We start from the raw sequence: 12,420 nt of genomic DNA on the forward strand, positions 1-12,420 counted from the left end.
ACCAACAGGGGTACCCGTCCGATTCGGACGGGTACCCCTGTTGCGTGCGATGTCTCGGCTTCCTCGCAATGGTGCCGAGGCCGCTCAGATCTGCTTGGTGAGCGGCTCCCCGGGCCTCTGGTCGCCGTGCGCGCCTAGCCGGCTGTTGCGATGGCTGTAGACGAAGTAGACAACGAAGCCGAGCGCCATCCACACCCCGAACCGGACCCAGGTCTCGCCGACCAGGTTCAGCATCAAGTAGAGGCACAGCAGCACCGACAGCGTGGCCACGACAGGCGCCAGTGGAGTCCGGAACGCGCGCGGCAGGTCCGGCCGGGTACGCCGCAGCACCACCACGCCGATGCTGACGAGGATGAACGCGAAAAGCGTGCCGATGCTGACCAGGTCGCCGAGCGTCTCGAAGCTCACGAAGCCGGCCATCACCGCGACCACGACACCGGTGATCATCGTGATCCGGTACGGCGTACCGAACTCCGGGTGCACCTTCGCCAGACTGATCGGCAGCAGCCCGTCGCGCGCCATCGCGAACGCGACCCGGGTCTGGCCGAGCATCAGGATCAGGACGACGACCGTGAGCCCGATGCAGGCGCCGGTCGCGATCAGGTCGCCCATCCAGCTCACGCCGGCCGCGTCGAACGCGGTGGCGAGCGGGGCGGCGTCCTCGGGATCGATGTCGGTGTAGCTCTGCATGCCGGTGATCACCAGGCTGACCGCGACGTACAGCCCGGTCACGATCGCGAGCGAGCCGAGGACGCCGATCGGTACGTCGCGCTGCGGGTTCCTGGTCTCCTCCGCGGTGGTCGCGACGACGTCGAAGCCGATGAACGCGAAGAAGACGACAGCGGCGCCGGCCACGACCCCGGCCACGCCGAACACCGCCGGCTCCAGGCCGAACAGCGAGGTGATCAACGGCAGCTTCAGGAATGAGCCGTCGGCGTCGCCGGTCGGCTGGGACTCGGGGATGAACGGCGTGTAGTTGCTGGACTTGATGTGCGCGATGCCGAAGATGATCACCGCCGCGATCACCGCCAGCTTGATCGCCACGACGACCTGGTTGATCCGGCTGGACAGCTTGATCCCGCGGATCAGCACGAACGTGACCAGCAGCGCGATCAGCACCGCGGGCAGGTTCAACAGGCCGTCCTCGGCCGACGCGAGCGAGGTCGGGATCTCCAGGAACGTCCCGTCGAGCAGATTCTGCAGATAGCCCGAGAAGCCGACCGAGAGCGCGGCCGCACCGACGGTGAACTCCAGCGCCAGGTCCCAGCCGATGATCCAGGCGATCAGCTCGCCGAAGGTGGCGTAGCTGAAGGTATAAGCACTGCCGGCGACCGGCACCGTCGACGCGAACTCGGCGTAGCAGAGCGCGGCCAGCGCGCAGGCGACACCGGCGATCACGAAGGACAGGGCGATGGCGGGGCCGGAGTTGGTCGCGGCGACCCGGCCGGTGTAGACGAAAATGCCGGCGCCGATGATCACGCCGACGCCGAAGACCACCAGGTCGAGGGCGCCGAGGTTCTTCTTCAGGCGATGCTCGGGCTCATCTGTCTCGGCGATCGACTGCTCGACCGACTTGGTACGGAAGAGATCCATACCGCCTCACCGTAGTGGCCGAACCGGCCTGTCGGACAGCCGGTCAGGAGGGACTATTTGGTGCGAGCTCGGTTCGTCCATCGGTGAGGGCGGTGATGTCCTCCACGATCTCCAGCGCGATCGCCTGCGGGGTCAGCCCGATCCGCTCCAGGATGGCCGCCCGCTTCGCGTGGTCGAGGAACTCCTGCGGGATGCCGTGCAGCCGGAACGGAGTGTGCACGCCGGCGTCGTTCAGCGTCTGCAGGAGTACGGCGCCACAGCCGCCGACCTTGCCGTTGTCCTCGATGCTGACCACCAGCCGGTGCTCGCGCGCCAGGTCGATGATCGCCGGGTCGACCGGCTTGACCCACCGCGGGTCGACGACGGTGACGCCGATGCCCTGCGCAACCAGCCGCTCGGCCACCTCGACTCCGACCGCACCCATCGAGCCGACCGCGACGATCAGCACGTCCTTGGTGCCGTTGCGGACCAGCACGTCCGCGCCGCCCGCCTTGCCGACCGCCTCGATGTCGGCCGGCGGCGGGCCCTTCGGGAAGCGCACCACGGTCGGTGCGTCGTCGACCTGCACCGCCTCGCCGAGCAGCTCACGCAGCCGGGCACCGTCGCGCGGGGCCGCCAGCCGGAGGCCCGGCACCACCTGCAGGATCGACATGTCCCACATGCCGTTGTGGCTGGCGCCGTCGTCGCCGGTCACGCCGGAGCGGTCGAGCACGAACGTCACTCCGCACTTGTGCAGGGCGACGTCCATCAGCACCTGGTCGAACGCACGGTTCAGGAACGTCGCATAGATCGCGACCACCGGGTGCAGCCCGCCGAGCGCCAGCCCCGCGGCCGACGTAGCGGCGTGCTGCTCGGCGATGCCGACGTCGAAGGTGCGGTCGGGGAACTTCGCGGCGAAGTGGTGCAGCCCGACCGGGTGCATCATTGCCGCGGTAATCGCCACGACGTCCTTGCGGCGGTCGCCGATCCGCACGATCTCGTCGGCGAACACGTCGGTCCAGATCTGGCCCTTGGGCTTCTCCTCGCCGGTCTCGACGTCGAACGCGCCAGGCGAGTGGAACTGGTCGGCCTCGTGCTGCTCGGCGTGCTCGTAGCCGAAGCCCTTGCGGGTGATCGCGTGCACGATCACCGGACCTCCGAACCGCTTGGCCTGGGTGAGGGCGTGCTCCATCGCCTCGCGGTCGTGACCGTCGACCGGCCCGACGTACTTCAGGCCGAGGTCCTCGAAGAGTCCCTGCGGCGCGAGCGCGTCCTTGAGCCCCTTCTTGACCGCGTGCAGGGCGTCGTACGCCGTGTTGCCGACCGCCGGGACCGCGGTCAGCCGCCGCTTCACCAGGTCGAGCACCTGCTCGTAGCGCGGGTTGGTGCGCAGGCTGGACAGCGCCTCGGCGAGACCGCCGATGGTCGGGGTGTACGAGCGGCCGTTGTCGTTGACCACGATCACCAGCCGGCTCTTCTTGGCGATCGCGATGTTGTTGAGCGCCTCCCAGGCCATGCCGCCGGTGAGCGCGCCGTCGCCGATCACGGCCACGACGTGGCGGTCCTCGCCGCGGATCGCGTAGGCCTTCGCGAGCCCGTCGGCGTAGCAGAGCGCGGTGGAGGCGTGCGAGTTCTCCACGATGTCGTGGTCGGACTCGGACTGGCTCGGGTAGCCGCTGACCCCACCCTCCTGGCGCAGCGTGCCGAAGCTCTCGTGGCGGCCCGTCAGCAGCTTGTGGACGTAGGCCTGGTGTCCGGTGTCGAACACGACACGGTCGGTCGGCGAGTCGAAGACCCGGTGGATGGCCAGGGTCAGCTCGACCACGCCGAGGTTGGGGCCGAGGTGGCCGCCGGTGCGTGAGCAGGTCCGGACCAGGGTGTCGCGAACCTCCGCCGCGAGGTCATCCAGCTGGGTCCCGCTGAGGTCGCGCAGGTCACGCGGGGTCGTGATCGACTCCAGGTAGCCCATGTCGGCCGATCCTCCGGTCTGTCGGTGGCAGGTCGTCCGAGTCTAACGGGCTCTTGAACGCGTTCAGAGGTCGACTACGGCAACTGCCGGCTCGTGCAGGCTGCCGAACCAGACCCGGCCGTCGTGCTCACGGACGCCGGTGGCCATGTGATAGTCCGAGGTCTCGACGTCGACGTCGTGGACCAGCGCACCGGTGTCGTCGAACGCCTGGGCGCGGACCGTGCGCTTGGGCTTGGGCTGCGCCCGCTCGGGGATCCGGGTGACCTGGCGCCGTACCCACATCGGCGCCTGCTGCAGCCGCTCCACCACCGCGTCGGTCGGTGAGGCGATCGTCACCCAGATCAGACCGTCGCTGCCGCGCGCGATGTTGTCCGGGTAGCCCGGCAGGTCGGTAGCCAGGAAGTCGCGCTGCCCGGCCTTCGCGCCGGTCAGCCAGAGCCGGGCCACGGTCCGGGCGCCGGTCTCGGCAACCGCGACGTACGACTCGCCCCGCGCCAGCGCCACCCCGTTCGCGAACGCCAGCCGCTCCAGCTTCACCTCGACCCGGCCGTCGGGCCGCATCACCAGCAACCGCCCGGTGCGGGTGTTCTGGACGAAGTCGTCCTTCCACTTCTCGATGCTGAAGTGCTTGGAGGAGTCGGAGAACCACACGTCGCCGCTCGTGGCGATCGCGGCGTTGTTGCAGAACATCATCTTGACGCCGTTGACCCGGTCGGTGAGCTGCTCGACGCCGCCTGAGTCCGGGTCGACCCGGAGTACGCCGCGGTGCGCGTCGCAGACCAGCAGCCGCCCGTCGGGGTCCACCTCGATGCCGAGCGGCCGGCCTCCGGTGTGCGCGACCCGGTCGACCCGGGCCCCGTCGTGGGACAGCCGGTAGATGCTGCCGTCCTCGGTGCCGGTGAAGACCGCACCCTCGTGCTTGCCGCCGAGGCCGACGACCACGTCCTCGGCGCCCATCGCCGGCATCTGGTGAACCTTGAAGGTCATGAGCTGGCTCCTGTCAGCCGTCGATAGGTGTCCGAGGCGAGGAAGGCGGACGTGAAGTGGGCCGCTGCCGCGGCCCGGTCGAGCGTCGGGACCACCTCCGGGGCCACGAACACGATCTGCCTGCCTTCGCCGAGGACGATGTCGTCGTCGGTGGCTACGATGGCGCCGACGAAGATCTGGTAGCTGACCGGCTCCGCGTCGTCGTAGTCGCGGCGCTGCTCCGCGGCCCACAGCGTCAGCTCGGCCGTCCGGAGCCCGGTCTCCTCGAGCAGCTCGCGGTGCACGGCCTGCTCGAACTCCTCACCGGACTCGACATGCCCACCCGGAAGGCCCCACTGGTTGGCGGCCCGCGGGGCATGCGCGTCGCGCTCCTGGAGCAGCAGCCAGCCCCGGCTGTCGACCAGGATCGCCGCCGCGACCCGCTCCGCGATCATGCGCCGGCTCCGCTCAGCCGCCGGTACATCGATGAGTCGAGGTAGTCGATCAGCACCGCCCGTGCGGCCGCGGTCAGGCTGAGACTCGACACGGTCGCTGGCTCGACGAACACGATCTGCCGCCCCTCCCCGACCACGATGTCGGCGTCGTCGAGTGAGGTGGCTGCCGTCCAGACCTGGACCTGGTCGTCGCTCCGGGTCTCGACGTGGTGGACCGTGAACTCGCCGTACAGCTCAAGCCCGCCGTCGAGGTGGACGCCGGTCTCCTCCGCGAGCTCGCGGTAGGCGGCCGCCTCGTCGGCCTCGCCCGGCTCCACCGAGCCGCCGACGAAGCCCCAGCGCTCCGGGTCGATCAGCGGGTGCTCGTCCCGCTCCTGGAGCAGCACTCGCCCCTTGGGGTCGACCAGGATCACGCTCGCGAACCGACGCACGACGGAGACGTTACCGGCGCGCGCTGGGCCTGGCTCTACAGTCTCGCGACGAATCGGCGGCCGCGGAGAGCCTCCTCGACCAGGCCGACCGCGCGGCGTACGCCGAGGAGCCGGGCCTGCTCGACGTGCCAGGTCTGGATCGCGGCCTCGATCGTGTCCAGGTCGGCGAGGTCACGGAACTCCACCCTCGCCTCGCTCAGGCCGCGCCGGCAGGCCGCCTGACTCGCCTCGACGTGGTGCAGCGCGAAGCGCACGAGCAGGAGTGGGTGCCGGCGCAGCGTGAGGTAGCCGCGGTAGTCGGGCGGGCTGATGTCGAGCAGCCAGTTGACCGCGCTCCGCTCCCAGCCCGGCGCACCTGGCTCACGAACCTGCGACGGCCAGCCCGGTGGGGCGACGTAGGTGGGCATGCTCCCACCATAGCCGATTCTCGAACATATGTTCGCTTAGCTCGCCTCGGACTCCGCATAGCGGTTCAAGGCAGTGGTCCACATCCGGGAGACGACCCAGCCCATCGGGCGGAGGTGGAGCACGAAGAGCAGCGGCTTCTGTGCGGCGCGCGCACCGGCGTTACCCCACTCCACCCGCAGCCGGGCGCCTCCGTCGCGTCCCGGCTCGATCCGAACCACGCCGTCGCCAGTGCCTCCGTAGCTGCTCTCCTCGACCGTCCAGCGGATCACGGCGGGGTCGGACCAGTCGTAGCGGGCGACCACCCAGAACGGCGATCCAGGACTCGCTTCCTTCGCCAGCGCCCAGGTGTCCCCCTGACCGCGCACCTCGTACCGCTTCGGGTCGAGCGTGCGGCTCCAGGTCTGCAGCCGGCGGTCGCTGAAGTCCGTCATCGCCCGCAGTACCTGCTCGGGCGAAGCCGTCGTCTCGACGGTGAACCGCACTCCGCCATTGGAGCATCCGCCGCTCGCCGCTGTCAGGAATTCGAGCCAGCCCCTTGAATTCAAGTTCACTTTAACTTGCAGGCTGGTGGTGACACCTCGACGCACGTCAACACCAAGGAGACCAACATGCCTGTCGCAGTCATCACCGGAGCCTCGCAGGGACTCGGCCTCGAGCTCGCCCGGGCCCTCGCCCGCGGCGGCTGGCAGGTGGTCGGCGACGCCCGCGACGCCCAGGCACTCGCCGCCGCCTTCGCCGACCTCCCCGGCAACCACTCCCCCGTCCCGGGCGACGTGACCGACCCGGAGCACCGGACCCAGCTCGCCGCCGCGGCCGCCGCCCTCGGCGGGGCGAACCTGCTGGTCAACAACGCCAGCACCCTCGGCGCCAGCCCGCTGCCGGCGTTCGCCGACCTGGACCCCGCGACGTACCTCCGCATCCTCGACACCAACGTGGTCGCCCCGCTCGCGCTGGTCCGCGAGCTGCTCCCCCAGCTCCGCGCGAACCACGGGACGGTGCTGGACCTCTCCTCGGACGCGGCCGTCGAGCCGTACGAGACGTGGGGCGGCTACGGCTCGTCGAAGGCGGCACTCGACCACGCCAGCAGGATCCTGGCCGCCGAGGAGCCGCTGCTCAACGTGTACGCCGTCGACCCCGGCGACATGCGCACCGCGATGCACCAGGACGCCTTCCCGGGCGAGGACATCTCCGACCGGCCCGAGCCGTGGGCGGCGGTGCCGTCGATCCTGCGGGTGCTGAGCAGCGGACTGCCGTCCGGCCGCTACCGCGCGGCCGAGGTCGGCGCCTCGCCGGCGGAGGTGCCCGCGTGAGCACCGAGCTGGCCGTCCGCTTCGACGTACCCGACGCCAACGAGGCGACCGTCCCGCCCGAGGCCCGTGGGCTGACCCGGGACGGCGTCAGGCTGGCGGTGGCGAGCCGGTCCGGAGTGGTGCACGCCCGGGCCCGCGACCTCGCCGACTTCCTCCGGCCGGGCGACCTCCTGGTCGTCAACACCAGCGCCACCCTGCCGGCTGCTGTCGACATCGAGCGGCACGGCTGCCCCACCACGCTGCATTTCTCCACCGAGCTCGACGACGGCTCTTGGGTGGTGGAGGTACGGCTGCCCGACCGCGCCGGGCCGGCACTGCCGACGGCCGGGGAAGTGCTCCGCCTGCCCGGCGGAGTCCGGCTCCGGGTCATCGCGCCGCACCCGGCCAGACAGACCCGGTTGTGGCGGGCTGTGCCGCTGCCGGCGGTCTCCGCGGTCGACTACCTGGATCAGCACGGGCACCCGATCCGCTACTCCTACCTCGACGGCGAGTGGCCGCTCGACACGCTGCAGAACGTGTACGCCGACCGCCGGCACCCCGACGGGCTCGGCAGCGCGGAGATGCCGTCCGCCGGCCGGCCGCTCACCGCCGAGCTGCTGGTCAGGCTGATGGCGCGCGACGTGACGATCGCGCCGATCGTGCTACACACCGGCGTCTCCAGCCAGGAGTCGCACGAGCCGCCGCAGCCCGAGCGCTACCTGGTGCCGGCCACGACCGCACGGCTGGTGAACTCGGCGCGACAGGCGGGCCGCCGGGTCGTCGCGGTCGGCACCACCGTCGCGCGGGCGCTGGAGTCGGCGGCCGCGGGCGACCGGGTTGTGCCGTCGGCAGGCTGGACCTCGCTCGTGCTCGGTCCGGAGCGGCCGGCACGGGTGGTCACCGGGCTGCTTACCGGTCTCCACGAGCCCGAGGCCAGCCACCTGCACCTGCTGGAGGCGGTCGCCGGCCGCGACCTGGTGGCGTCCGCCTATCGGGAGATCACCCGGCCCGACGGGCCGTCCTACCTGTGGCACGAGTTCGGCGACACCATGCTGCTGCTGCCCTGACGACCGGCGTAGAAAACCACCTGCGTCTGCCCGGGCACGTCGATAGCGTCGCAGTCATGAACATGTTCGTGATGGTGCGTCGTGTCCGGGCAGCCGTCCCGGAGGGCGTGGGGCTGGCATCCGCTTCGTGACCACTGGGCGCGACGCGTGGTCGACGCCTCCCCTGTCGCTCCGGGCGACCTCGTGCTCGACCTCGGCGCCGGCACCGGCGCCCTGACCGAGCCACTCCTCGACGCCGGTGCCCGGGTGATCGCCGTCGAGCTGCACCCGCGGCGGGCCGCGCAGCTCCGGGAGCGGTACGCCGACCGGCCGGTCACCGTGGTCCGCACCGACCTGGCCGGGCTGCGGCTACCGCGCCGGCCGTTCCGGGTGGTCGCGAGCCCGCCGTATCAGCTGTCGACCTCGGTCCTCCGGCTGCTGCTCGGCACCGACCGGCTGCTGTCGGCCGACCTGGTCCTGCAGCGGACCGCGGCCCGGCGGCTGGCCGGCTCGCCGCCGCGCGCCCGGCATGCGCGCCGGTACCAGCTCGAGGTCGGGATGCCGGTGCCTCGGTCCGCGTTCGCGCCGCCGCCCCAGGTCGACTCGGCGGTGCTGCGGGTCCGGGCGACACGACCCTAGCCGGCCAGGAAGCTGAACCGGACCTCGCGCTCGGCGTTGTCGATGTTCAGGTCGACCAGGCAGATGCTCTGCCAGGTGCCGAGCGCGAGCCGGCCGCCGAGGACCGGAACGGTGGCGTACGGCGGGATCAGCGCCGGCATCACGTGCGATCGGCCGTGGCCAGGTGAGCCGTGCCGGTGCCGCCAGCGGTCGTCGGCCGGCAGCAGCTCGCGCAGTGCCATCAGCAGGTCCAGGTCGCTGCCGGCGCCGGTCTCGAGGATCGCCAGCCCGGCGGTCGCGTGCGGCACGAACACCTGGAGCAGGCCGACGCCGCGCCCGGCGACGAAGTCCGCCGCATCGGCCGTCAGGTCGAGGACGGTCTCTTCGTCGCCGGTCCGGTAGCTCTTGGTCTCGGAGTCCACGCCGACCAGACTGTCACGCTGCCCGGCCGGTCAGGCCGGCACCGTCGGCTCGTTGTCTCCGCTCACGCCGCCCTCGCACGAAGCCCTCGCCTCGGGCGAGGAGTGGCCGTCGCCGTACTCGTCCAGGAAGAGCGCGAGCCGCGGGTCGTCGGCGCCCTCGAGCTGCAGCTGGCGGTCCCACACCGTCACCACGACCGGAACCGGCAGGTCGGGGTACGGCGAGATGATGCCCTCGTCGGGCAGCACCTCGGCCAGCGCGGCGACGCCGTCGCCGTCGACCGCGTCCGCGTCGTAGGTGATCCAGATCGTGCCGTGCTCCAGCGAGTGCACCGCGTTCTCGTCGCGCACCGGCTTGTCGTACACCCCGCACTGCAGCCACTCGTCGGCGTGCGGCCCGCCGACCGGAGGGGTCTGCGGGTAGTCCACGTCGTCGTCGGTGTGATCCCGCCGCGACTGGTACTCCTCCACCTCGTCGAGCGTCGCCGCCTGCTCGCCGCTGCCCGCCGCCGGCCCGAGCGCCGCGGTCCGCTCCTCGCGCTGGACCGCGATCACGACCGGAACGGTGATGGCGACCAGCAGCACCAGCACCGCGGAGAGTACGGCGAGCACCACGCCCGCGACCGGACGTCGCTGGCGCTGCGGGAGGGGCTGCGGATAGGGCGGCGGCAGCTGGGCGTCGTACACGGTCCGGCATGCTGCCATACCGTCACGACGGCACCGGCAGCCAGTCGCCCTCGAGGTCGGGCAGGTGCTGACGCAGCCTGGTCAGCGCGTCCCGGGTCTGCGACTTGACCGTCCCCACCGAGACGCCGAGCAGCCGAGCGGTCTCGGCCTCGGTCTGGTCGTCGAAGTAGCGCAGCACGATCACCGCTCGCTGCCGGGGCGCCAGCTTGGCCAGGGCCTGCTGCAGGGCGAGCCGCTCGTCGGTCGGCTCGCTCGGCGCCCGCGGCTCCGGCGCCCGCTCACTGCTCACCTCGCGCCACCGGCGGCGCCGCCAGCGGGAGACGTTCTCGTGGACCAGGATCCGGCGCACGTACGCCTCCGGGTTGCCGTTGATCCGCCTCCAGTGCGGCACCACCTTGACCAGCGCGGTCTGAACCAGATCCTCGGCATCGTGATGGTTGCCTGTCAGCAGGTACGCCGTCCGCAGCAGCGCCGCCGTCCGCGCCGCCACGAACTCCTCGAACTCCTCAGGCCCGGCCACGACGCCTCCACCGGAGCAGGGTCACGAGTCCCCAGATGCCCGCGGCGACCGCGCCCACTGACAGCCCGAGCTTCACCCGCGGATCCCACGGCGCCGGAGGCGCCTTCGCCTCCGCAATCGGCGCTGTCAGCATGTCGCTGGCGATCTGAGTGCCGGTTCCCCAGTTGACGTCGGGCAGTCGAGTCACGCGTTCGGCGGCGCCAGTTTGTACGTCGACGCTCATCAGCCACGGCGAGTCACCGTTGTGGGCGAGCACGTGATTCACGTCGCGCCAGCCAACGAGCCGATAGGTCCGGAACCGAGGAACGCGGTTCATCGCGACGGTCGTGGTGGTCTTCTTCCCCAGCGGTACGGTGCCGACCAGGATCGGTTGCGGCTTGCCGTCCGACATCGTCTCGTCCGCGCCACCCCCAACGGTCGCGATCCTCTTCTTGGTCGGGTCGGCGAAGAAGCCGCCCAGGGTCGTTCGTTTGATGGTGAACGGCGGGTGGCTCAGGTCCTCTCGGTCGCCGAGGATCCGGAGCCGCGACGAACCGTCCGACATGGTCCCGATCTGGTCGCGCCCAACCACGTCGAGCTCAAGGTCGAGGTTGTCGGCGGCGGCGAGTCGCGCAACATCGTCCGCGACCGGATCCCAGCTCCAAACCCTGATCGGACCGCCGCTGGCACCATCAGCTCCGCCGTGCTTCCAGTGGGACAGGTTGAACCATAGGTGGCCGTCGATCCAGGCCATCTGGATGTCCGCCAGTCCGTGTGCGGACTCGACCGAGTGGCGCACAGTCTCACCGGTGATCGCGTCGTAGATGGCGAGCCCGGTGACCGGCTTATCCCGCACGGTGTTTGGTTCGCCCGACGTGTCGCCGACGATCGGGTAGGCGACATACCTCCCATCGGGCGACAGGAGTGGCGACTCGTCGAACGAGTCACAAGCACAGCCGGGAACATCGAGGAACCGATAGTCGCCTGTCGTTGCGGAGACGCCGACAAGGCCGCTGTGCGAGGAGATCCAACTTCGCCGCTCGGCGTCAATGATCGCGACCAGCAGTCCGAGTGGCCCTTCGTCGTCCGTACCCGGCAACCACGGGCTCGGGTTGTAGAGGCGATCGGGTAGGTACACGGGTTCGTCGCCGCGCGCTGGAGGGAACTCGGGCTCACGCAGCTGGGCCCACGCCGTGCCCACGCCGACGGCGAGCAGCAGGCAGCACGACGCGACCGCGACCTGGGTCAGGGTGCGACGGCGCCCGTAGCGGCGGCCCTGTTCCCAGAGGTTGGGCATCGGCGCGGTGGCCGGCGCCTGGTCAGCCAGGTCGCCGAGGCGCTCGCGCAGCTCTCCGGACACGGTTTCCTCCTCGTGCGTTACATCGTCACAGGTACATACGTCCGCCGAGCCCGCGTTGGAGGGGCGGGTGGCTCAGAAATTCTGACGCCACCCGTCCGGAGGCATGCCTATGGTTGCTCGCATGACGAGCGCCTTCGGCTTCACGCCTGGCCAGCCGCCGGAGTGGGACATCGAGCGTTTTATGCGCGGCGACGAGGTCGACACGGCTGTGATCACCCTGGAACGCAACAGGCGCACGTTCGCGTGGAAGTGCGCCGGGGTGAGCGCCGAGGGGCTGCGTCTGCGGCTCGGCGCGTCGTCGGTCACGCTGGGAGGCCTGCTCAAACACCTGGCGTGGGTCGAGGAGCTCTACTTCCAGCACAGGCTCGCCGGTCGTCAGTTCAGGGCGCCGTTTGACCAACTGGACGTCGAGAGTGACTGGGACGACTGGGCCTGGAGTACGGCGGCCGATGACACCCCCGATGCGCTGCGTGCGCTCTGGGTCGACACTGTGCACCGCTCCCGCGACGCGCTGGCAGAGGCGCTGTCCCGCGGTGGGCTGGATCAGACGACCCCAAACGGGATGAGCCTGCGCCGGTTGCTGGCGGACATGATCGAGGAGTACGCCCGCCACACCGGGCACGCCGACCTGCTCCGTGAGCAAGTCGACGGGTCTACCGGAGAAGGCCCTCCTCAAGACTTCCCGGTGCCCTGACCACGGC

15 protein-coding genes are annotated in these 12,420 nt (G+C 70.7%); 4 read left to right on the plus strand and 11 right to left on the minus strand.

Annotated elements, in window-relative coordinates; genetic code table 11:
• Positions 1–84 precede the first annotated feature (84 nt).
• From DDV73_RS05520 to DDV73_RS05550, 7 genes are all read right to left on the minus strand, one after another.
• On the minus strand, positions 85–1,593 hold the full coding sequence (locus DDV73_RS05520) for an amino acid permease (RefSeq protein WP_109506227.1): 1,509 nt from the start codon (positions 1,591–1,593) through the stop codon (positions 85–87).
• A gap of 43 nt (positions 1,594–1,636) precedes the next feature.
• Positions 1,637–3,541, minus strand: coding sequence for a 1-deoxy-D-xylulose-5-phosphate synthase (dxs, locus tag DDV73_RS05525; protein ID WP_109506228.1), 1,905 nt, complete (start codon positions 3,539–3,541; stop codon positions 1,637–1,639).
• A 63-nt stretch (positions 3,542–3,604) separates the two neighbouring features.
• The gene (locus DDV73_RS05530; protein ID WP_109506229.1) at positions 3,605–4,528 is read right to left on the minus strand and encodes an SMP-30/gluconolactonase/LRE family protein; all 924 of its coding nucleotides are present in this window, start codon (positions 4,526–4,528) and stop codon (positions 3,605–3,607) included.
• Positions 4,525–4,962 carry an NUDIX domain-containing protein gene (locus DDV73_RS05535; protein WP_109506230.1) on the minus strand — a complete coding sequence of 146 codons (438 nt, stop codon included), beginning with the start codon at positions 4,960–4,962 and terminating at the stop codon, positions 4,525–4,527. Before DDV73_RS05535 ends, DDV73_RS05530 begins: the two co-directional genes overlap by 4 nt.
• A complete protein-coding gene (locus DDV73_RS05540) occupies positions 4,959–5,393 on the minus strand; it encodes an NUDIX domain-containing protein (RefSeq protein ID WP_109506231.1) in 435 nt (144 codons plus the stop codon). Before DDV73_RS05540 ends, DDV73_RS05535 begins: the two co-directional genes overlap by 4 nt.
• A 35-nt stretch (positions 5,394–5,428) precedes the next feature.
• On the minus strand, positions 5,429–5,800 hold the full coding sequence (locus DDV73_RS05545) for a hypothetical protein (protein WP_109506232.1): 372 nt from the start codon (positions 5,798–5,800) through the stop codon (positions 5,429–5,431).
• Positions 5,801–5,836: 36 nt separating this feature from the next.
• Entirely contained in the window at positions 5,837–6,283 is a 447-nt protein-coding gene (locus DDV73_RS05550; protein ID WP_109506233.1) for an SRPBCC family protein, read from the minus strand.
• Positions 6,284–6,409: 126 nt separating this feature from the next.
• Here DDV73_RS05550 and DDV73_RS05555 point away from each other — a divergent pair, with 126 nt between their 5' ends.
• From DDV73_RS05555 to DDV73_RS05565, 3 genes are all read left to right on the plus strand, one after another.
• Positions 6,410–7,111 carry an SDR family NAD(P)-dependent oxidoreductase gene (locus DDV73_RS05555; protein WP_109506403.1) on the plus strand — a complete coding sequence of 234 codons (702 nt, stop codon included), beginning with the start codon at positions 6,410–6,412 and terminating at the stop codon, positions 7,109–7,111.
• Positions 7,108–8,157 carry an S-adenosylmethionine:tRNA ribosyltransferase-isomerase gene (locus tag DDV73_RS05560; RefSeq protein WP_206050724.1) on the plus strand — a complete coding sequence of 350 codons (1,050 nt, stop codon included), beginning with the start codon at positions 7,108–7,110 and terminating at the stop codon, positions 8,155–8,157. The genes DDV73_RS05555 and DDV73_RS05560 overlap by 4 nt, the downstream gene beginning before the upstream one ends.
• An 81-nt stretch (positions 8,158–8,238) precedes the next feature.
• Positions 8,239–8,775, plus strand: coding sequence for a 23S rRNA (adenine(2058)-N(6))-methyltransferase Erm(C) (locus tag DDV73_RS05565; RefSeq protein WP_109506234.1), 537 nt, complete (start codon positions 8,239–8,241; stop codon positions 8,773–8,775).
• On the opposite strand, the gene DDV73_RS05570 is transcribed toward DDV73_RS05565, so the two are convergent.
• From DDV73_RS05570 to DDV73_RS05585, 4 genes are read right to left on the minus strand one after another with little or no spacing between them, the layout of a single operon-like run.
• A complete protein-coding gene (locus tag DDV73_RS05570) occupies positions 8,772–9,176 on the minus strand; it encodes a YjbQ family protein (RefSeq protein ID WP_206050725.1) in 405 nt (134 codons plus the stop codon). The two genes, DDV73_RS05565 and DDV73_RS05570, sit on opposite strands and share 4 nt — an antisense overlap.
• A 30-nt stretch (positions 9,177–9,206) precedes the next feature.
• The gene (locus DDV73_RS05575; protein ID WP_154402618.1) at positions 9,207–9,860 is read right to left on the minus strand and encodes a DUF3105 domain-containing protein; all 654 of its coding nucleotides are present in this window, start codon (positions 9,858–9,860) and stop codon (positions 9,207–9,209) included.
• A gap of 22 nt (positions 9,861–9,882) precedes the next feature.
• Positions 9,883–10,380, minus strand: a complete 498-nt coding sequence (locus tag DDV73_RS05580; protein WP_109506237.1) for a SigE family RNA polymerase sigma factor — start codon at positions 10,378–10,380, stop codon at positions 9,883–9,885.
• Positions 10,367–11,719, minus strand: coding sequence for a hypothetical protein (locus DDV73_RS05585; RefSeq protein WP_109506238.1), 1,353 nt, complete (start codon positions 11,717–11,719; stop codon positions 10,367–10,369). Before DDV73_RS05585 ends, DDV73_RS05580 begins: the two co-directional genes overlap by 14 nt.
• Positions 11,720–11,840: 121 nt before the next feature.
• Here DDV73_RS05585 and DDV73_RS05590 point away from each other — a divergent pair, with 121 nt between their 5' ends.
• Entirely contained in the window at positions 11,841–12,413 is a 573-nt protein-coding gene (locus tag DDV73_RS05590; protein WP_109506239.1) for a DinB family protein, read from the plus strand.
• The last annotated feature ends 7 nt before the right edge of the window (positions 12,414–12,420 follow it).

Origin of the sequence: Nocardioides speluncae (genome assembly GCF_003121585.1) — a bacterium.
GTDB lineage: Bacteria > Actinomycetota > Actinomycetes > Propionibacteriales > Nocardioidaceae > Nocardioides > Nocardioides speluncae.

Coding starts and splice junctions, on each gene's coding strand:
- DDV73_RS05520 (WP_109506227.1), bottom strand. CDS start 1,593: ATGGATCTCTTCCGTACCAAGTCGGTCGAGCAGTCGATCGCCGAGACA.
- dxs (WP_109506228.1), bottom strand. CDS start 3,541: ATGGGCTACCTGGAGTCGATCACGACCCCGCGTGACCTGCGCGACCTC.
- DDV73_RS05530 (WP_109506229.1), bottom strand. CDS start 4,528: ATGACCTTCAAGGTTCACCAGATGCCGGCGATGGGCGCCGAGGACGTG.
- DDV73_RS05535 (WP_109506230.1), bottom strand. CDS start 4,962: ATGATCGCGGAGCGGGTCGCGGCGGCGATCCTGGTCGACAGCCGGGGC.
- DDV73_RS05545 (WP_109506232.1), bottom strand. CDS start 5,800: ATGCCCACCTACGTCGCCCCACCGGGCTGGCCGTCGCAGGTTCGTGAG.
- DDV73_RS05555 (WP_109506403.1), top strand. CDS start 6,410: ATGCCTGTCGCAGTCATCACCGGAGCCTCGCAGGGACTCGGCCTCGAG.
- DDV73_RS05590 (WP_109506239.1), top strand. CDS start 11,841: ATGACGAGCGCCTTCGGCTTCACGCCTGGCCAGCCGCCGGAGTGGGAC.